Origin of the sequence: Salmonella sp. 32070601201500089SM (genome assembly GCF_017573605.1) — a bacterium.
GTDB lineage: Bacteria > Pseudomonadota > Gammaproteobacteria > Enterobacterales > Enterobacteriaceae > Salmonella > Salmonella enterica.
Window position 1 is genome coordinate 70935 of record NZ_JAGETK010000003.1, and the last position, 19040, is coordinate 89974.

Sequence of the window (19040 nt, forward strand, 5' to 3'; positions counted from 1 at the left end):
CATACTGGCATCTGAGGCAGCAGAAGGGGGCAGTATGAACCATGTATGGGGGCTTTTTTCCCATCCCGATCGGGAAATGCAGGTGATCAAAAGCGAAAACGAAACCGTTTCGCATCACTATACGCACCATGTTTTGCTGATGGCGGCGATTCCCGTCGTCTGCGCCTTTATCGGCACGACGCAAATCGGCTGGAATTTTGGCGACGGCAACGTGTTACAACTCTCGCTGTTTACCGCTTTTGCGCTGGCGGTCTTGTTCTACGGCGTGATGCTGGCGGGCGTCGCGGTGATGGGACGCGTCATCTGGTGGATGGCGCGAAACTATCCGCAACGGCCATCGCTTGCGCGCTGTATGGTTTTTGCCGGCTATGTCGCGACGCCGCTGTTTTTAAGTGGTCTGGTGGCGCTCTATCCCCTGGTATGGCTATGCGCACTGGTCGGCGCTGTCGCGCTTTTTTACACCGGCTATTTGCTGTATTTGGGTATTCCGACTTTCCTTAACATTAATAGAGAGGAAGGATTAAGCTTCTCCAGTTCGACGCTCGCTATCGGCGTGCTGGTCCTGGAGGTGCTACTGGCGATCACCGTGATCCTGTGGGGATACGGCTACCGCCTGTTCTGATGAGAAAAAGGGCTGGCGCAAAAGCCAGCAATGCAGCATTTGCTGACGATTCTTCTGTAGCGGCAACGCTGGCGTGCCGCTATGATGCCACTGCTAGCTTGAGTATAATCTTAGCTCAGGCGGTGTGCGTTACGACGCGCGTGAATCATTATCAGAAATCTCATCATGCTGAAATTCCGAGCTTCATTCCTGAGCCTTGCTCTGATGTTGGCCGTACCTTTTGCCCCGCAGGCCGTGGCGAAAACGGCAGCGACAACCGCGGCGTCTCAACCTGAGATTGCCTCCGGTAGCGCAATGATTGTTGATCTCAACACCAATAAAGTGATCTATTCGAACCACCCGGATCTGGTGCGTCCGATTGCCTCGATAACCAAATTAATGACGGCGATGGTCGTGCTCGACGCGCGATTGCCGCTGGATGAAATACTGAAGGTCGATATCAGCCAGACGCCGGAAATGAAAGGGGTTTACTCCCGCGTGCGCCTGAACAGCGAAATTAGCCGCAAAAATATGTTGCTGCTGGCGTTGATGTCATCCGAAAACCGTGCGGCGGCAAGCCTGGCGCACTATTATCCTGGCGGTTATAACGCATTTATTAAAGCGATGAATGCGAAGGCGAAAGCGCTGGGCATGACGCATACCCGCTTCGTTGAGCCGACGGGGCTGTCGATTCATAACGTCTCGACCGCGCGGGATTTAACAAAATTGCTGATTGCCACGAAGCAATACCCGCTGATTGGCCAGCTAAGCACCACGCGCGAAGACATGGCGACATTCTCGCATCCGGCGTATACGCTGCCGTTTCGCAATACCAACCATTTGGTCTACCGTGATAACTGGAATATCCAGTTAACGAAAACCGGATTTACCAATGCGGCGGGGCATTGCCTGGTGATGCGTACCGTGATCAATAACAAACCGGTCGCGCTGGTGGTCATGGACGCGTTCGGCAAATATACCCACTTTGCGGACGCCAGCCGCCTGCGTACATGGATTGAAACCGGTAAAGTCATGCCCGTTCCGGCTGCCGCGCTGAGCTATAAAAAGCAAAAAGCCGCGCAAATGGCGGCAGCCAGCGCCAGTGCCGGAGCGCAAACCGCACAGAACGATTAAGTCGCCGCAGGCCCGGCAGGCATCGCGCCGCCGGGCTTCACGGTAAACCGCACGGTGTTAATGCGTTTCGTCGGGCGTATTTTCCTGCCAGAATTTCCGCTTACTCGTTTTGCCGATACCGGGGTTCATACTGTTGGTCGGGTCATTTTGCCGATAAAAACGCGTCAGCGTTTCCGGCGCTTTATACAGATGTCCAACGTTGTGCTCCGCCGGGTATTGTGCCCCGCGCGCCTGCAACAGCTCCAGCATTTGCGCTTTCAGCGCATGGACGTCGACGCCTTTCTTCACGATATAGTCCTGATGAAAAACGTGGCACATAAAGTGACCGTAATAGAGTTTATGTACCAGTTGGCTGTCGATTTCCGGCGGCAGATGCTCGAACCAGTCGGTATCGTTGCGGCGCAGAGCGATATCCAGCGCCAGAATATCTTCCACTTCATCAGCGTGTACGGCCTGATAACGAATCGCTGCGCCAGCAGCGGCGAAGCGGTGCAGGAAGGCTTTGCTGCCTTCTTCCGGCGTACAGGTGAAGAAACCGCCCTCAGCGGATTTAAAAAATTCATTCAGCCAGCGTTGCGCTTCTGCGACGCCGTCTCCCGCCATTTTTAACAGCAGATGATGCTCATATTTATCGCGCCAGTTTTTCATTCGCGGCGGCAGATGGCTGGGAAACAGATGGCCGAATTTCTGCATCGCGCGGTCGGTGAAATGCGGACGGAAAAATTTTACTTTTTCCAGCATCGCATCGGTTCGGCCTTTTAGCGTGAAAAAGAATGGCATCTTGTCGGTGCCGAGTTTATCGATCATCAGAAAGGTATCTTTACCGTACTGCTCCGCAATATCGTAGATATCGCGATGCATATATTCTCCCGCCACTGGCAGATTGTCGAAGCTCGCCAGAATATACCGACGGATTTCAGTCAGTACCGCGGGCTGATTGGTGCCGATATAGAAAACCTGCTGATTTTTTTCCGCTGCAAAGGTATCAAGGCGAACGGCAAAAACCGCCAGTTTTCCGGCGCAGCCGGAAGATTCAAACAAACGGTCCGGGTCGGCGTTATAGCGGGCGGGCGTATCGGCGTTGATATCTCGTACCCGCGTCACATAGTCGTGATCGTGCGCATGACGACCATCGTGACGCACATCCTCATCTTTAATCCGTTCATCATCCAGCTTGCTCAGGATCTGCTCCGGGGTATGCCCAAGATCGATACCCAGATGATTGACCAGTTGCAGTTTGCCTTGCTCGTCAATACGGGCAAAGAGCGACATCTCGGTATAGGCCGGGCCGCGCTGCACCAGCGAGCCGCCGGAGTTATTACAGATGCCGCCGATGACCGACGCGCCGATACACGACGAACCAATCACCGAGTGCGGTTCACGGCCCAGCGGTTTAAGCGCTTTTTCCAGCGCATAGAGCGTCGTACCGGGCCAGGCCAGAACCTGTTGGCCGTTATCCAGTAAGTGCAGCTTATCCAGCCGCTGGGTGCTGATAATCACAATATCGCGATCGTAGTCGTTGCCGTTCGGCGTGGAGCCTTCCGTCAGACCGGTGTTGGCGGCCTGCATCAGAATAATTTTGTCAGCGTTAACGCAGGCGTTGAGCACACGCCACAGTTCCAGTAATGAACCCGGGAAAACAACGGCCAGCGCGTCGCCCTGACCGGAACGGAAACCCTTGCGATAGCGGGCGGTTTTGGCGGGGTCTGTCAGCAGGTGAGAATGGCCTACCAGGCGGGCCAGCTCATTCAGGAACGTTTTATTATCAGTCATTGTTATGGAAGACATTCTCCACTCCTTGTGGTGGGACAAAATATCAGCGTTAAGCATAGCGCTTGGTATGACAATACGCTTTCTCATTCAAATTGTCTCTGTGTTGGTGGTATTCATTTGCCGCCTTGATACCATTTGCTGGCGGTTGCGTATTTGACTGTGCGGAAAATTAGGAGAATAACCTTCGCTTTCTTCTCCTCTCGCGTTTAGGCTTATGGCAAACTGCGGTTTTTATTCTGTTTTTACCGCCTCGTCGGGATAAAGATAAAGAGAGACTCAACATGAAATGGTTATGTTCAGTAGGTGTTGCTGTGAGTCTGGCGATGCAGCCAGCATTGGCGGAAAACCTGTTTGGCAATCACCCGCTGACGCCCGAAGCGCGCGACGCGTTCGTCACCGATTTACTCAAGAAAATGACTGTCGATGAAAAAATTGGTCAGTTACGTCTGATTAGCGTCGGCCCTGATAACCCGAAAGAAGCGATTCGCGAGATGATCAAAGACGGGCAGGTAGGGGCGATTTTCAATACCGTCACCCGCCAGGATATCCGTCAAATGCAGGATCAGGTGATGGCGTTGAGCCGCCTGAAAATTCCTCTCTTTTTTGCCTATGACGTGGTACACGGCCAGCGAACCGTCTTCCCGATAAGCCTCGGTCTGGCTTCTTCTTTTAATCTGGATGCGGTAAGAACCGTAGGACGCGTATCGGCGTATGAAGCGGCGGACGACGGCCTGAATATGACCTGGGCGCCGATGGTGGATGTCTCCCGCGATCCGCGTTGGGGACGCGCCTCCGAAGGCTTTGGCGAAGATACATATTTAACCTCCATCATGGGCGAAACCATGGTGAAAGCGATGCAGGGCAAAAGCCCGGCGGACCGCTACTCGGTGATGACCAGCGTGAAACATTTTGCCGCCTATGGCGCCGTTGAAGGCGGTAAAGAATACAACACCGTGGATATGAGTTCCCAGCGTCTGTTTAATGACTACATGCCGCCGTACAAAGCGGGGCTGGATGCGGGGAGCGGCGCGGTGATGGTGGCGCTGAACTCGCTGAACGGCACGCCTGCGACGTCAGATTCCTGGCTATTGAAAGATGTCCTGCGCGATGAGTGGGGCTTTAAGGGAATTACCGTTTCCGACCACGGCGCTATTAAAGAACTGATTAAACACGGCACCGCGGCCGACCCGGAAGATGCGGTGCGCGTGGCGCTAAAGGCAGGGGTGGATATGAGCATGGCGGATGAGTATTACAGCAAATATCTGCCGGGTCTGATTAAGTCGGGCAAAGTGACGATGGCGGAACTGGACGACGCGACGCGCCATGTGCTCAACGTAAAATATGACATGGGATTGTTTAACGACCCCTATAGCCATCTGGGACCGAAAGAGAGCGACCCGGTGGACACCAATGCCGAAAGCCGCCTGCATCGTAAAGAGGCACGGGAAGTGGCGCGGGAAAGTGTGGTACTGCTGAAAAACCGGCTGGAAACGCTGCCGCTGAAAAAATCGGGCACCATTGCCGTTGTTGGGCCGCTGGCCGACAGTCAACGTGATGTAATGGGAAGCTGGTCTGCTGCTGGGGTCGCGAATCAGTCAGTGACGGTGCTGGCGGGTATTCAAAATGCCGTCGGCGACGGGGCGAAGATCCTCTATGCCAAAGGGGCGAATATCACTAACGATAAAGATATCGTCGATTTCTTAAACCTGTATGAAGAGGCGGTGAAAATCGATCCGCGCTCACCGCAGGCGATGATTGATGAGGCGGTGCAGGCGGCGAAACAGGCCGATGTAGTGGTCGCAGTGGTAGGCGAGTCGCAGGGGATGGCGCATGAAGCCTCCAGTCGTACCAATATCACCATTCCGCAGAGTCAGCGCGACTTAATCACCGCTCTGAAAGCCACCGGTAAGCCGCTGGTACTGGTATTAATGAACGGCAGACCGCTGGCGCTGGTAAAAGAAGATCAACAGGCCGATGCGATTCTGGAGACCTGGTTTGCCGGGACGGAAGGCGGCAACGCCATTGCCGATGTGCTGTTTGGCGATTACAACCCGTCAGGCAAACTGCCGATCTCCTTCCCGCGTTCGGTGGGACAAATTCCGGTCTATTACAGCCATCTCAATACGGGACGCCCGTATAATCCTGAAAAGCCAAACAAATACACCTCACGTTATTTTGACGAAGCAAATGGCCCGCTCTATCCGTTTGGTTACGGTCTGAGCTACACCACATTTACGGTGTCTGACGTCACGCTCTCCTCACCGACAATGCAACGCGACGGCAAAGTCACGGCCAGCGTAGAGGTCACGAACACCGGTAAACGCGAAGGGGCAACGGTCATCCAGATGTATTTACAGGATGTCACGGCATCAATGAGCCGCCCGGTGAAGCAATTAAAAGGCTTTGAAAAAATCACCCTCAAGCCTGGCGAACGTAAAACCGTGAGTTTCCCGATTGACATCGAGGCGTTGAAGTTCTGGAATCAGCAGATGAAATATGACGCGGAACCCGGCAAGTTCAACGTCTTTATCGGCGTGGATTCCGCTCGCGTTAAACAAGGATCGTTCGAGCTACTGTAAGCCTGCCGTCAACAGGGCGCGATAGCTGCGCCCTGTCTGGCAATGGCTTTTCCTGTCCCCCCTTTTATTGCCTGCCACGTCACTTAAACTGCCAGAAAATCCCAGGTTAAACGCAGACTTTTCAACTATGCTTTTTTCTCAAGTCTCTGAAAAAGGCCGTAAAAGGATGAGGAAAGCATCATGACGATCTCAAAGCTATGGGTAAGTTCGCTGGCGTTGCTGGCGACGGTGAGTTTACCTCTACAGGCGGCATCGCCCGTGACGGTCGGGTCAAAGATTGATACCGAAGGCGCGCTGCTCGGCAACATGATTTTGCAGGTACTGGAAAGCCACGGCGTTAAAACGGTCAATAAAATTCAGCTCGGGACGACGCCAGTCGTTCGTGGCGCGATTACCGCCGGAGAGCTGGATATCTATCCGGAATACACCGGTAACGGGGCGTTCTTTTTTAAAGATGAAAACGATCCGGCATGGAAAAATGCAAAGCAAGGCTTTGAGAAAGTCAAAAAACTGGATGCGGAGCAGAATAAGCTGGTCTGGTTGACGCCTGCGCCGGCAAATAACACCTGGACCATCGCGGTACGTCAGGACATCGCGGAAAAAAATAAACTCTCCTCGCTTGCCGATCTCAGCCGTTATCTGAAAGAGGGCGGCACTTTTAAACTGGCGGCGTCTGCGGAATTTATCGAACGGGCGGATGCGCTGCCGGCATTTGAAAAAGCCTATGATTTTACCTTGAATCAGAACCAGCTCTTGTCGCTGGCGGGCGGCGATACGGCGGTCACGATCAAAGCCGCCGCGCAACAAACATCCGGCGTTAACGCCGCGATGGCGTATGGCACCGACGGCCCGGTCGCCGCGCTGGGTCTGCAAACCCTGAGCGACCCAAAAGGCGTCCAGCCTATCTATGCCCCCGCGCCGGTAGTGCGTGAATCGGTGTTACAGGCCTATCCGCAGATAGCCGACTGGCTGCAGCCCGTTTTCGCCAGCCTTGATGAGAAAACGCTGCAACAGTTGAATGCCAGAATCGCCGTAGAAGGGCTGGATGCGAAAAAAGTCGCCGCAGATTACCTCCGACAAAAAGGGTGGGTGAAGTAATCTGTGAGTGATGCTGCCAAAAAAATCACGGTTAATCGTGTGCTGTTGCTGTTGGTTGTTCTGGCCCTGCTTGCTGTCGCGCTGCCTTTCATTAATTACGCCCCGAATCGTCTGGTGAGCGGCGAGGGGCGCCAGTTATGGGAGAGCTGGCCGGCGACCATCTGGATGCTGACTGGCGCGGGATGCGCGCTGTTTACGCTGTGCTTTGTGCCCGGTAAACGCGGTAGCGTACTGACGCTGATGATGGCGCAGACGCTTTTTATTGTCATGCTGTGGGGAGTCGGCAGGGCGGCGACCCAGTTGGCGCAGGAGGGCAGTCCGCTGGCGCGTACCAGTCTGGGAAGTGGATTGTGGCTGGGCCTCAGTCTGATGCTGCTGGCCTGTAGCGATGCGATCCGCCGTATTACCGTTGGGCCGCTGTGGCGCTGGTTGCTGCACGCGCAAATTGTCATTGTCCCGCTGGCGCTGCTGTTTTCAGGCACGTTCGACAACCTCTCGCTTCTGAAAGAGTATACCAACCGCCAGGATGTTTTCGATGCCGCGCTGGTGCAACATTTAATGTTACTGGCGGGCACGGTGCTGCCGGCGCTGGCGATCGGACTACCGTTGGGCGTCTGGTGTTATTTTTCCGCCTCACGCCAGGGGCCGGTGTTTACCGTGCTGAATGTGATCCAGACTATCCCTTCCGTCGCGCTGTTTGGCCTGCTGATTGCGCCGTTGGCCGGGCTGGTGAAACAGTTTCCGTGGCTTGCCGAATTCGGCGTCGCGGGAACCGGCATGACGCCTGCGCTGATAGCGCTGGTGCTCTATGCGTTATTGCCGCTGGTGCGCGGCGTGGTCGCCGGGCTCAATCAGGTGCCGCGCGATGTGCTGGAGAGCGCAAGAGCAATGGGAATGAGTAGCGGCCAGCGCTTCAGGCATGTGCAACTGCCGCTGGCGCTGCCGGTCTTTTTACGTAGCCTGCGGGTAGTAATGGTCCAGACAGTGGGAATGGCCGTCGTCGTCGCGCTGATTGGCGCGGGAGGTTTCGGCGCGCTGGTGTTTCAGGGGCTATTGAGCAGCGCCATTGATTTAGTCCTGTTGGGCGTCATTCCGGTGATTGCGCTGGCGGTAGTGATCGACGCGCTGTTTGATTTATGGATCGCGTTTTTGAAGGGAGCAACCGATGATTGAATTTAACCATGTCAGTAAAACCTTCGGCGATCAACAGGCTGTTAGCGACCTCAATTTGCACTTTAGCGAAGGCAGCTTTTCGGTGTTAATTGGCACCTCCGGTTCGGGGAAATCGACCACTCTGAAGATGATTAACCGGCTGGTAGAGCATGATAGCGGAACGATCCGTTTTGCCGGGGAAGAGATCCGCAGCCTGCCGGTGCTTGAACTGCGCCGTCGCATGGGCTATGCCATTCAGTCTATCGGTCTTTTTCCCCACTGGACGGTGGCGCAAAATATCGCCACCGTACCGCAACTACAAAAGTGGTCGCGTGCGCGGATTAACGATCGTATTGATGAACTGATGGCATTATTGGGTCTGGAAAGCGCGCTGCGCGATCGTTATCCGCATCAGCTTTCCGGCGGGCAACAGCAGCGGGTCGGCGTTGCGCGGGCGCTGGCTGCCGATCCGCAGGTATTGCTGATGGACGAGCCTTTCGGCGCGCTTGATCCGGTAACGCGCGGCGCATTGCAGCAGGAGATGACCCGCATTCATCAGCTGCTGGGGCGCACCATCGTACTGGTGACGCACGACATCGACGAGGCGCTACGCCTCGCCGACCATCTGGTGCTGATGGACGGGGGCCACGTTATCCAACAGGGATCGCCGCTTTCTATGCTGACCTCGCCGGAAAATGATTTCGTGCAGGCATTTTTTGGCCGCAGCGAGCTGGGCGTAAGGCTGCTTTCGTTACGTAGCGTAGGCGATTATGTACGTCGGCATGAACAGCTCAGCGGCGACGCGCTGGTGGAAGAGATGACGCTACGCGATGCGCTATCGATGTTTGTCGCCCGTCGGTGCGACGTCCTGCCGGTGGCGAATCAGCAGGGCGAGCCCTGCGGTACGCTCCATTTCCGCGATCTGCTTTCGGAGACGTCCCCCCGTGAAACGACTGTGTGATCCGCTTCTCTGGCTTATTGTTCTGTTCTTGCTTCTGCTGTTTGGATTGCCTTATAGCCAGCCGTTCTTCGCCGCGCTGTTTCCCGATTTACCGCGCCCGGTCTACCAACAGGAGAGTTTTGCCGCCCTCGCGCTCGCCCATTTCTGGTTGGTGGGCATCTCAAGTTTGTTTGCCGTCGTGGTGGGCGTCGGCGCAGGGATTGCGGTCACGCGAGAAAGTGGGAAAGAGTTTCGTCCCCTGGTGGAGACTATCGCCGCCGTCGGGCAGACCTTTCCGCCGGTCGCGGTACTGGCGATCGCGGTACCCGTCATGGGTTTTGGTCAGCAACCGGCCATTATCGCCTTGATCCTGTATGGGGTGTTGCCCATCCTGCAGGCGACCCTGGCCGGGCTGGGCGCGGTGCCTGCCAGCGTGATGAGCGTTGCCAGCGGTATGGGAATGAGCCGTCGCCAACAGTTGTATCAGGTTGAGCTGCCGCTGGCCGCGCCGGTGATTCTGGCGGGCATCCGAACCTCGGTGATTATCAATATTGGTACGGCGACCATCGCTTCAACGGTGGGGGCCAGTACGTTAGGCACGCCGATCATTATCGGGCTTAGCGGCTTTAATACGGCCTATGTTATCCAGGGGGCGCTGCTGGTGGCGCTGGCGGCGATCATTATCGATCGCCTGTTTGAAAGGCTGACGCGCGCGCTTACCCGGCACGCAAAATAAAACTGTAACCTGCCAGCATCACGCCGCCGATACCGCCAATAGCCATCAGCAGGAAAAGGGCGATCACCCCGATTTTCGCTACGCGCATTATGTACTCCTTATGTTAATAAAAGGAGTATACATTAAAGCGAATTTGTTAGCTGCTGTTTAAACGCCAAGGGGATGAATGTCGTGTCCCTGGGCGCGCCATGCCAGGAGTTGCTGCTGCTGCGCCAGCGTCTGGTTTTCTCCGCACCATACCAGTAACGTCTTGCCGTCAAAAAGTTCCGGGCGGAACTGGCTAAGCGAATGCGCCAACACGTCGATTCGCCATCCCTGTTGGCTGGCGACCCAACCTTCCAGCCACAGGCGGGTGGTATCATGGATATTCCAGCCGATCACCAACGCATCTTTTCCCTGTTTCTTACGCGCAGACGCCAGGCAGAGCGCAATATAGTTGATCAGGATACCGTCAAGAATGCCGAGCAGCGCCTGAAGGGCGGGTTGTTGGCACTGTAATCGTCGCCGCAGTGGGACGAACAGGTTAGTGGTCAATGTTTGGGCAGGATAATCCTGACCGCGTTCTTTGACCCATAACCGTAAACTGTGCAGATTACTGCTTTGCAGGTAGTGCAGCAGGATCTCCTGCTGTTCGCGCCAGCCGTTAGGTTGTTCGCTACTGTCGCTACTGAGCAGCACTTTGACTTTGCTGACCTGGACGCCGTTATCTATCCAGCGCTTGATTTCGCGGATTCTGTCGATATCGGCATCGTTAAACAGACGATGACCGCCATCCGTTCGCTGTGGTTTTAAAAGTCCATAACGTCTCTGCCACGCGCGCAACGTGACAGGATTGATATCACAAAGCAAAGCCACTTCACCAATTGTGTAAAGCGCCATCGTTTCACCCTTGCTCGCGAGGTCCCGGTTTAACTTTAGACGCTCTTTTAGGAACCAGGAAGTTTTGCCTGTTTTTTATGCATTAAAACGCGAAGTAGCGGGTTGCGGCGCGGCGTTTAAGTGATCGTATTCACGAATTCATATTTTTATGCAACAGTTCAAAGAAAGTTAATCGTACTCAATGTATGTTACGCGCTTTTAATTGAAGTGTGGTTTGCGGGTATGTACGAGTTTAATCTGGTGTTGCTGCTGCTTCAGCAGATGTGCGTGTTTCTGGTCATTGCGTGGCTAATGAGTAAAACGCGCCTGTTCATCCCGCTTATGCAGGTCACGGTTCGTCTGCCGCACAAGCTTCTGTGTTACGTCACGTTTTCTATCTTCTGCATTATGGGCACTTATTTTGGGCTACATATCGAAGATTCGATTGCCAATACCCGCGCGATTGGCGCGGTGATGGGCGGCCTACTCGGCGGGCCGGTCGTCGGCGGGCTGGTCGGCCTGACCGGTGGGTTACATCGGTATTCTATGGGCGGCATGACGGCGCTGAGCTGTATGATTTCCACCATCGTCGAAGGGCTGCTGGGCGGGTTGGTACACAGCGTTCTCATACGTCGCGGACGCCCGGACAAAGTGTTTAGCCCGCTGACGGCGGGAGCAATTACGTGTGTTGCCGAACTGGTGCAGATGCTGATCATTTTACTGATAGCCAGGCCGTTTGACGATGCCCTGCATCTGGTCAGTAATATTGCCGCGCCGATGATGGTGACGAATACCGTTGGCGCCGCGCTGTTTATGCGTATTTTGCTCGATAAGCGCGCCATGTTCGAAAAATATACTTCGGCATTTTCTGCTACCGCGCTGAAGGTCGCCGCGTCAACGGAGGGGATTCTGCGTCAGGGATTTAACGAAGTGAACAGTATGAAGGTGGCGCAGGTGTTATATCAGGAGCTGGATATTGGCGCCGTCGCCATCACCGATCGCGAAAAACTGCTGGCTTTTACTGGTATTGGCGACGATCACCATCTACCGGGCAAACCCATTTCATCAGGTTATACGCTGAAAGCAATTGAAACCGGAGAGGTGGTTTATGCCGATGGCAACGAAGTGCCGTATCGCTGTTCGCTACACCCGCAGTGTAAACTCGGTTCGACGCTGGTGATCCCGCTGCGTGGCGAAAATCAGCGAGTCATGGGCACCATTAAATTGTACGAAGCGAAAAACCGACTGTTCAGCTCAATTAACCGCACCCTGGGAGAGGGTATTGCGCAGCTTTTATCCGCGCAGATCCTGGCCGGGCAGTATGAACGGCAGAAGGCGTTGCTGACGCAGTCAGAGATCAAGCTGTTGCACGCGCAGGTGAACCCGCATTTTCTGTTTAACGCGCTCAATACCATTAAAGCGGTGATTCGCCGCGACAGCGAACAGGCCAGCCAACTGGTGCAGTACTTGTCGACCTTTTTTCGCAAAAATTTAAAACGCCCGTCGGAAATCGTCACGCTGGCGGATGAAATTGAACACGTAAACGCTTATCTGCAAATTGAAAAAGCGCGTTTTCAGTCGCGTCTGCAGGTACAGCTTGATGTTCCATCGACGCTTTCACGTCAGAAATTGCCTGCGTTTACATTACAGCCGATTGTTGAGAACGCCATTAAACATGGCACGTCGCAACTGCTTGATACCGGCAACGTCGCTATTCGCGCCCGGCGCGAAGGGCAGCATTTGATGTTAGATATTGAGGATAATGCGGGACTGTATCAGCCTTCCGCCGGCAGTAGCGGGCTGGGGATGAGTCTGGTTGATAAACGTCTGCGCGAACACTTTGGCGATGATTATGGTATTAGCGTGGCCTGCGAGCCGGACTGTTTTACCCGAATTACATTACGACTTCCACTGGAGGAGGACGCATGATTAAAGTGCTGATTGTGGATGATGAGCCGTTAGCGCGGGAAAATCTGCGGATTTTGCTCCAGGGGCAGGATGACATTGAGATTGTGGGAGAGTGCGCGAACGCGGTAGAAGCGATTGGCGCGGTACATAAGTTGCGACCTGATGTGCTGTTTCTGGATATTCAGATGCCGCGTATCAGTGGACTGGAGATGGTAGGAATGCTTGATCCGGAACACCGCCCGTATATCGTTTTTTTAACCGCGTTTGACGAATACGCCATCAAAGCCTTTGAAGAACACGCTTTTGATTATCTGCTCAAGCCGATAGAGGAGAAACGGCTGGAAAAAACGTTACATCGTCTGCGTCAGGAGCGCAGTAAACAGGATGTTTCGTTGTTGCCGGAAAACCAGCAGGCGCTTAAATTCATTCCCTGTACCGGACACAGCCGGATCTATTTGTTGCAAATGGATGATGTCGCCTTTGTCAGTAGCCGTATGAGCGGCGTTTATGTGACCAGCAGTGAAGGGAAAGAGGGGTTTACCGAGCTGACGCTGCGCACGCTGGAAAGCCGGACGCCGCTACTGCGTTGTCATCGTCAGTTTCTGGTGAATATGGCCCATTTGCAGGAAATTCGGCTGGAGGATAATGGGCAGGCAGAGCTGATTTTACGCAACGGCCTGACGGTGCCGGTAAGCCGTCGCTATCTGAAAAGTTTAAAAGAGGCGATTGGCCTGTAAAAGACTGTTAGAATATCGTTTTGCCATAGAAACGACCGAAGGCCTCATGCTGAGTAACGATATTCTGCGTAGCGTGCGCTACATTTTAAAAGCTAATAATACCGATCTGGCGCGTATCCTGGCGCTGGGTAACGTTGATGCTACGCCGGAGCAGATAGCAATCTGGTTGCGCAAAGAAGAGGAAGAGGGGTTTCAGCGTTGCCCGGATATCGTGTTGTCCTCATTTCTCAATGGCCTCATTTATGAAAAACGCGGCAAAGATGAGGCGGCGCCTGCATTGACGGCGGAACGTCGTATCAACAACAATATTGTGCTGAAAAAGCTGCGTATTGCCTTTTCGCTAAAAACAGATGATATCCTGGCGATACTTACCGGTCAGTTGTTTCGTGTCTCAATGCCAGAGATCACCGCGATGATGCGCGCGCCGGACCATAAGAACTTCCGCGAATGCGGCGATCAGTTTATGCGTTATTTTCTGCGCGGTCTGGCGGCCCGTGAACACGCGGCGAAGTAATTCTGCGGTATTGTTCCCGGCAGCGTCCTGTCTGACCGGGAAAACGCATTATTATACTAATTGATTCTATGATACCCGCTCTCTTCCAACAGTTTCTGCGAGCGAATCATTGACAGATAGTACGCGGAACAGTTGTCAATTGATGATCCTGGCAATTTACAGAGGTCGCTTATTTTTGCCTGGGTAAAATCAATATCCACATATTCCGTAGCATAGCTATCATAATAGTCGATTCGTTCAGTCAAACCCGGCATACCCTGATAAGCTTCGCCGACTTGACTCAGCATTTTTTGTGCTTCTTCTTTATTATTGGCTTTCAGGATCTTATAAAGTAGTTTATGTTCAGATATTTGACGTAAAACGATATCCCCTTTGTAGTAATAGGTTAACTTGATTTCAATACCGTTGAGATTACCTACATAGCGTTGTGTTTCCTCTGACTCTTTGCTAGCGGCTATCTTCTTGATAAACGCTGTCATGTTATTTTGCTTTCCCTGGAGAGTATCGTTTTTCTGATCGCAGCCAGTTATGCTAACCGATAGAGAGAGCGCGAATAGTGGCAGTGCCATAAGACGTAGAACCTGCATAACAATTCCTTGTCGTTAAGTATTGGTGTGGCCAGGAATTCAGGGATTATAGGCTTTGGCGAGGGGACTTACAGCGAGGCTGTCTTTTTTCGGAATTCATAAAGAAAAGACGCTGCCGAAGCAGCGCCCTGAGCGACTTTACCAGTCGATGCAATACATTATGCCTGCCAGTTATTTCGCTTCTTTAAAACCAGCAGCTTCCAGCAGCGTCTGGGTTTGTTTCATGCTGATACCTTTGCTGGTATCGCCGGACACCATCGTCCCTGAGATTTGCTGTAACGCTTTAAAGTCCACTTTTTCCATATCCACAGAGACGTTTTCCTGGGCATAGGTATCTTCATAGGTTAATTTTTCTTCCACTCCGGCGATATTTTTATATTTCGCGCTCAGCGGATCGAGAATTTTGGCGGCATCTTCTTTCGTTTTAGCGCCTACAGTGGCATAGCTGATTTTACTTTCAGACGTCTGCTTAATGATTTTGTCACCTTTATAGGTGTAAGTAATTGAAATTTCTGTCCCCGCCAGGTTTGCGTTAAAGGTCTTTGATTCTTCTTTATCGCCACAGCCAGCAAGAGAGAACACCAGTACGGAAGCCAAAGCCGCGGACAATAACTTGCCAGAAATTTTCATCTAAAACTCCATTTTATATAATGATTGGGTTTTTAAAATAATTTCAATGAATTAATTTAACCCAGTAATAGCAATGTATCAGGGAGAGATAGAATATGACTTTTAGCCGTTATTTAGCAGTCCGGATATGGAGTCTTAACGCTATTGCTTATTAAGGAAAAAGTTAAAACACGCGGATGGGGTGATATGCCAGTCAGGATTAAGCGGTTAAAAAAGCCGGAGCATGCTCCGGCTTGTTGCTTATTTCACCTGTTGGCCAGGCTTCGCGCCGTCATCAGGGCTTAACAGGAAGATATCTTTCCCGCCAGGTCCTGCGGCCATCACCATTCCCTCGGAGACGCCAAAGCGCATTTTGCGCGGCGCGAGGTTGGCGACCATTACTGTCTGGCGGCCAATCAGCGCCTGCGGGTCCGGGTAGGCGGAACGAATGCCGGAGAAGACGTTACGCTTCTCGCCGCCCAGATCCAGCGTCAGACGCAGCAATTTGTCAGAACCATCTACGAACTCAGCGTTTTCAATCAATGCTACGCGCAGGTCAATTTTGGCGAAATCGTCAAAGGTGATGGTTTCCTGAATCGGGAAGTCGGCTAACGGGCCGGTAACCGGCGCGGCTGCGGCTTTCACCTCTTCTTTAGACGCTTCAACCAGCGCTTCAACTTGCTTCATGTCGATGCGATTGTAGAGCGCCTTAAAGGTGTTGACCTTGTGACCGAGCAGCGGCTGTTCGATGGCATCCCAGTTCAACTCACTGTTCAGGAAGGCTTCAACGCGTTCAGAAAGCGTCGGCAGTACCGGTTTCAGATACGTCATCAGCACGCGGAACAGGTTGATGCCCATCGAGCAAATGGCCTGCAGGTCCGCGTCGCGGCCTTCTTGTTTAGCCACCACCCACGGCGCTTGCTCGTCAACATAACGGTTAGCGATGTCGGCCAGCGCCATAATCTCACGGATAGCTTTACCGAATTCACGGCTTTCCCATGCTTCGCCAATCACCGCAGCGGCGTCAGTAAAGGTTTTATACAATTGCGGATCGGCCAGTTCAGCCGCCAGCACGCCGTCGAAACGCTTATTGATAAAACCGGCGTTACGCGAGGCCAGGTTGACTACTTTATTGACGATATCGGCATTGACGCGCTGGACAAAGTCTTCCAGGTTCAGGTCGATGTCATCAATGCGTGAAGAAAGCTTCGCGGTGTAGTAGTAGCGCAGGCTGTCGGCGTCAAAGTGTTTCAGCCAGGTGCTGGCCTTAATAAAGGTGCCGCGAGACTTAGACATCTTCGCGCCGTTCACCGTCACGTAACCGTGAACGAACAGGTTGGTCGGCTTACGGAAGTGGCTGCCTTCCAGCATGGCAGGCCAGAACAGGCTGTGGAAATAGACGATGTCTTTGCCGATAAAGTGGTACAGCTCGGCATCGGAGTCTTTTTTCCAGTACTCATCAAAACTGGTCGTGTCACCGCGCTTATCGCACAGATTTTTGAAGGAGCCCATATAGCCAATCGGCGCGTCCAGCCAGACGTAGAAATATTTGCCCGGCGCGTTCGGGATTTCGAAACCAAAATACGGCGCGTCGCGGGAAATGTCCCACTGTTGCAGGCCGGATTCAAACCACTCCTGCATTTTGTTCGCCACCTGCTCCTGCAGCGCGCCGCTGCGGGTCCACGCCTGCAACATTTCGCTGAATGACGGCAGGTCAAAGAAAAAGTGCTCGGAGTCACGCATTACCGGCGTCGCGCCGGACACCACGGATTTCGGTTCGATAAGTTCGGTCGGGCTGTAGGTCGCGCCGCACACTTCACAGTTATCGCCGTACTGGTCTGCGGATTTACATTTCGGGCAGGTGCCTTTCACAAATCGGTCCGGCAGGAACATGCCTTTTTCCGGATCGTAGAGTTGAGAGATGGTGCGGTTCTTAATAAAACCGTTCTCTTTCAGGCGCGTATAAATCAGCTCGGACAGCTCGCGATTCTCGTCGCTGTGCGTTGAGTGGTAGTTGTCGTAGCTAATATTAAAACCGGCGAAATCGGTCTGGTGCTCCTGGCTCATTTCACCGATCATTTGCTCCGGTGTAATACCAAGCTGCTGCGCTTTCAGCATGATCGGCGTGCCATGAGCGTCATCGGCACAGATGAAGTTAACCTCATGGCCGCGCATTCGCTGGTAACGGACCCAGACATCAGCCTGGATGTGCTCCAGCATATGGCCGAGGTGGATAGAGCCGTTGGCGTACGGCAGCGCGCACGTTACCAGAATTTTCTTCGCGACTTGAGTCATAGTGGGTATTACTTCTTCTGTTGTAAAAAAGGGCTTTGATAGTACCAAAATGGTAATTACTGCGCCAATCGATAAGGGCATTTATCCGTAAATGAATAATTGTTACCGCTGGAGTAAACTACAAAGTTACAATCGTACTTTTCAGAACTACAAAAGGAGTCGGGATGAACGAACAATCCCAGGCCAAATCACCAGATACCCTGCGAGCGATGGTCGCCGGGACGCTGGCGAATTTTCAGCACCCAACCCTGAAGCATAACCTCACCACGCTTAAGGCGTTGCACCACGTCGCCTGGATGGATGATACGCTGCACGTTGAGCTGGTCATGCCGTTCGTCTGGAACAGCGCGTTTGAGGTATTAAAAGAGCAATGCAGCGCCGATCTGTTACGTATTACGGGCGCAAAAGCGATCGACTGGAAACTGTCGTACAACATTGCGACGCTGAAACGCGTCAAAAATCAGCCTGGCATTAATGGCGTGAAAAACATCATTGCCGTGAGCTCCGGTAAAGGCGGGGTGGGTAAATCGTCCACGGCGGTAAACCTGGCGCTGGCGTTAGCGGCTGAAGGCGCAAAGGTCGGGGTTCTCGATGCCGATATTTACGGTCCGTCGATCCCAACCATGCTTGGCGCAGAAGATCAGCGCCCGACATCGCCAGACGGTACGCATATGGCGCCGATTATGTCTCACGGCCTGGCGACCAACTCGATCGGCTATCTGGTGACTGACGATAACGCGATGGTATGGCGCGGCCCAATGGCCAGTAAGGCGCTGATGCAGATGTTACAGGAGACGCTGTGGCCGGATCTGGATTATCTGGTACTGGATATGCCGCCGGGAACCGGGGATATTCAGCTAACGCTGGCGCAGAACATTCCTGTTACCGGCGCGGTGGTGGTGACTACGCCGCAGGATATCGCGCTAATCGACGCCAAAAAAGGTATCGTGATGTTCGAGAAGGTGGAAGTGCCGGTGCTCGGCATTGTGGAAAATATGAGTATGCATATTTGTAGCAACTGCGGCCATCACGAACCGATCTTCGGCACGGGCGGCGCGCAGAAGCTGGCGGAAAAATACCATACTCAGCTTCTGGGTCAGATGCCGTTGCATATTAGTCTGCGCGAAGATCTCGATCGTGGTACGCCGACGGTGGTTAGCCGTCCGGAGAGCGAGTTTACCGCGATCTATCGCGAACTGGCCGATCGCGTTGCGGCACAGCTTTACTGGCAGGGTGAAGTGATTCCGGGAGAAATCGCCTTCCGCGCGGTGTAATCCTCCTGACGTATTCCAAAGAGAATATGACATTCACTGCATTAATATATATTGATGCAGTGAATGTATTAATAAAATAATAGCCCCCGCATTGTTAATTCCTGCTTAAACAGACAGGTGTTTATCTGAAATAATCGGCAAAAACATTATTTGAATTGATCATACCTATCCTACTGATTTATTTTTTCAATTGGTTTTAAGGTATCGATACGTTCATACTGCTCATCAGGACGGCCTGCATACTG

At 53.2% G+C, this 19040-nt stretch carries 17 protein-coding genes; 11 read left to right on the forward strand and 6 right to left on the reverse strand.

Annotated elements, in window-relative coordinates; all coding sequences use genetic code 11:
* The first annotated feature begins 34 nt into the window (after nt 1-34).
* Nucleotides 35-622, forward strand: coding sequence for a Yip1 family protein (locus J4728_RS06125; RefSeq protein ID WP_001017057.1), 588 nt, complete (start codon nt 35-37; stop codon nt 620-622).
* Nucleotides 623-787: 165 nt separating this feature from the next.
* A complete protein-coding gene (gene pbpG, locus J4728_RS06130; RefSeq protein ID WP_000911555.1) occupies nt 788-1735 on the forward strand; it encodes a D-alanyl-D-alanine endopeptidase in 948 nt (315 codons plus the stop codon).
* A gap of 57 nt (nt 1736-1792) precedes the next feature.
* Here pbpG and dld read toward each other — a convergent pair whose 3' ends face one another.
* Nucleotides 1793-3523 (reverse strand): D-lactate dehydrogenase, encoded by a 1731-nt coding sequence (gene dld / locus J4728_RS06135; RefSeq protein WP_208211415.1) that lies wholly within the window; start codon nt 3521-3523, stop codon nt 1793-1795.
* Between the two features lie 266 nt (nt 3524-3789).
* Here dld and bglX point away from each other — a divergent pair, with 266 nt between their 5' ends.
* The 5 genes from bglX (at nt 3790) to J4728_RS06160 (ending at nt 10013) form a co-directional block, all read left to right on the forward strand.
* Nucleotides 3790-6087: a beta-glucosidase BglX gene (gene bglX / locus J4728_RS06140; RefSeq protein WP_000871554.1), complete on the forward strand. Its 2298-nt coding sequence runs from the start codon at nt 3790-3792 to the stop codon at nt 6085-6087.
* 180 nt (nt 6088-6267) lie between these two features.
* On the forward strand, nt 6268-7185 hold the full coding sequence (locus tag J4728_RS06145; protein ID WP_000155876.1) for an ABC transporter substrate-binding protein: 918 nt from the start codon (nt 6268-6270) through the stop codon (nt 7183-7185).
* A gap of 3 nt (nt 7186-7188) precedes the next feature.
* Nucleotides 7189-8358 (forward strand): ABC transporter permease, encoded by a 1170-nt coding sequence (locus J4728_RS06150; RefSeq protein ID WP_208211416.1) that lies wholly within the window; start codon nt 7189-7191, stop codon nt 8356-8358.
* Nucleotides 8351-9298 carry an ABC transporter ATP-binding protein gene (locus J4728_RS06155; protein ID WP_000569166.1) on the forward strand — a complete coding sequence of 316 codons (948 nt, stop codon included), beginning with the start codon at nt 8351-8353 and terminating at the stop codon, nt 9296-9298. The genes J4728_RS06150 and J4728_RS06155 overlap by 8 nt, the downstream gene beginning before the upstream one ends.
* Nucleotides 9282-10013 (forward strand): ABC transporter permease, encoded by a 732-nt coding sequence (locus J4728_RS06160; RefSeq protein ID WP_000824854.1) that lies wholly within the window; start codon nt 9282-9284, stop codon nt 10011-10013. Before J4728_RS06155 ends, J4728_RS06160 begins: the two co-directional genes overlap by 17 nt.
* Here the strand turns inward: J4728_RS06160 and J4728_RS06165 are convergent.
* Nucleotides 9994-10101: a protein YohO gene (locus tag J4728_RS06165; RefSeq protein ID WP_001261696.1), complete on the reverse strand. Its 108-nt coding sequence runs from the start codon at nt 10099-10101 to the stop codon at nt 9994-9996. The two genes, J4728_RS06160 and J4728_RS06165, sit on opposite strands and share 20 nt — an antisense overlap.
* Before the next feature lie 59 nt (nt 10102-10160).
* Nucleotides 10161-10892 (reverse strand): HTH-type transcriptional regulator MlrA, encoded by a 732-nt coding sequence (mlrA, locus tag J4728_RS06170; RefSeq protein WP_001240417.1) that lies wholly within the window; start codon nt 10890-10892, stop codon nt 10161-10163.
* Nucleotides 10893-11114: 222 nt separating this feature from the next.
* Here mlrA and J4728_RS06175 point away from each other — a divergent pair, with 222 nt between their 5' ends.
* The 3 genes from J4728_RS06175 to J4728_RS06185 are packed head-to-tail and all read left to right on the forward strand — an operon-like array spanning nt 11115 to nt 14030.
* Nucleotides 11115-12800: a sensor histidine kinase gene (locus tag J4728_RS06175; protein ID WP_000272850.1), complete on the forward strand. Its 1686-nt coding sequence runs from the start codon at nt 11115-11117 to the stop codon at nt 12798-12800.
* Nucleotides 12797-13516: a two-component system response regulator BtsR gene (btsR, locus tag J4728_RS06180; protein WP_000598637.1), complete on the forward strand. Its 720-nt coding sequence runs from the start codon at nt 12797-12799 to the stop codon at nt 13514-13516. The genes J4728_RS06175 and btsR overlap by 4 nt, the downstream gene beginning before the upstream one ends.
* Nucleotides 13517-13562: 46 nt before the next feature.
* Nucleotides 13563-14030, forward strand: a complete 468-nt coding sequence (locus tag J4728_RS06185; RefSeq protein ID WP_000950413.1) for a DUF1456 family protein — start codon at nt 13563-13565, stop codon at nt 14028-14030.
* A gap of 56 nt (nt 14031-14086) precedes the next feature.
* Here J4728_RS06185 and J4728_RS06190 read toward each other — a convergent pair whose 3' ends face one another.
* From J4728_RS06190 to metG, 3 genes are all read right to left on the reverse strand, one after another.
* On the reverse strand, nt 14087-14617 hold the full coding sequence (locus J4728_RS06190; RefSeq protein ID WP_208211417.1) for a YehR family lipoprotein: 531 nt from the start codon (nt 14615-14617) through the stop codon (nt 14087-14089).
* Between the two features lie 171 nt (nt 14618-14788).
* Nucleotides 14789-15247: a YehR family lipoprotein gene (locus J4728_RS06195; protein ID WP_000703137.1), complete on the reverse strand. Its 459-nt coding sequence runs from the start codon at nt 15245-15247 to the stop codon at nt 14789-14791.
* Nucleotides 15248-15487: 240 nt separating this feature from the next.
* Nucleotides 15488-17521, reverse strand: a complete 2034-nt coding sequence (gene metG / locus J4728_RS06200) for a methionine--tRNA ligase (RefSeq protein ID WP_000195330.1) — start codon at nt 17519-17521, stop codon at nt 15488-15490.
* A 164-nt stretch (nt 17522-17685) separates the two neighbouring features.
* Here metG and apbC point away from each other — a divergent pair, with 164 nt between their 5' ends.
* On the forward strand, nt 17686-18795 hold the full coding sequence (gene apbC, locus J4728_RS06205) for an iron-sulfur cluster carrier protein ApbC (RefSeq protein ID WP_001005424.1): 1110 nt from the start codon (nt 17686-17688) through the stop codon (nt 18793-18795).
* Nucleotides 18796-19040: the final 245 nt, after the last annotated feature.

Coding starts and splice junctions, on each gene's coding strand:
- apbC (WP_001005424.1), top strand. CDS start 17,686: ATGAACGAACAATCCCAGGCCAAATCACCAGATACCCTGCGAGCGATG.
- metG (WP_000195330.1), bottom strand. CDS start 17,521: ATGACTCAAGTCGCGAAGAAAATTCTGGTAACGTGCGCGCTGCCGTAC.
- J4728_RS06195 (WP_000703137.1), bottom strand. CDS start 15,247: ATGAAAATTTCTGGCAAGTTATTGTCCGCGGCTTTGGCTTCCGTACTG.
- pbpG (WP_000911555.1), top strand. CDS start 788: ATGCTGAAATTCCGAGCTTCATTCCTGAGCCTTGCTCTGATGTTGGCC.
- btsR (WP_000598637.1), top strand. CDS start 12,797: ATGATTAAAGTGCTGATTGTGGATGATGAGCCGTTAGCGCGGGAAAAT.
- J4728_RS06190 (WP_208211417.1), bottom strand. CDS start 14,617: ATGCAGGTTCTACGTCTTATGGCACTGCCACTATTCGCGCTCTCTCTA.
- J4728_RS06175 (WP_000272850.1), top strand. CDS start 11,115: ATGTACGAGTTTAATCTGGTGTTGCTGCTGCTTCAGCAGATGTGCGTG.
- J4728_RS06185 (WP_000950413.1), top strand. CDS start 13,563: ATGCTGAGTAACGATATTCTGCGTAGCGTGCGCTACATTTTAAAAGCT.
- J4728_RS06155 (WP_000569166.1), top strand. CDS start 8,351: ATGATTGAATTTAACCATGTCAGTAAAACCTTCGGCGATCAACAGGCT.
- mlrA (WP_001240417.1), bottom strand. CDS start 10,892: ATGGCGCTTTACACAATTGGTGAAGTGGCTTTGCTTTGTGATATCAAT.
- J4728_RS06125 (WP_001017057.1), top strand. CDS start 35: ATGAACCATGTATGGGGGCTTTTTTCCCATCCCGATCGGGAAATGCAG.
- dld (WP_208211415.1), bottom strand. CDS start 3,523: ATGTCTTCCATAACAATGACTGATAATAAAACGTTCCTGAATGAGCTG.
- bglX (WP_000871554.1), top strand. CDS start 3,790: ATGAAATGGTTATGTTCAGTAGGTGTTGCTGTGAGTCTGGCGATGCAG.
- J4728_RS06165 (WP_001261696.1), bottom strand. CDS start 10,101: ATGCGCGTAGCGAAAATCGGGGTGATCGCCCTTTTCCTGCTGATGGCT.
- J4728_RS06145 (WP_000155876.1), top strand. CDS start 6,268: ATGACGATCTCAAAGCTATGGGTAAGTTCGCTGGCGTTGCTGGCGACG.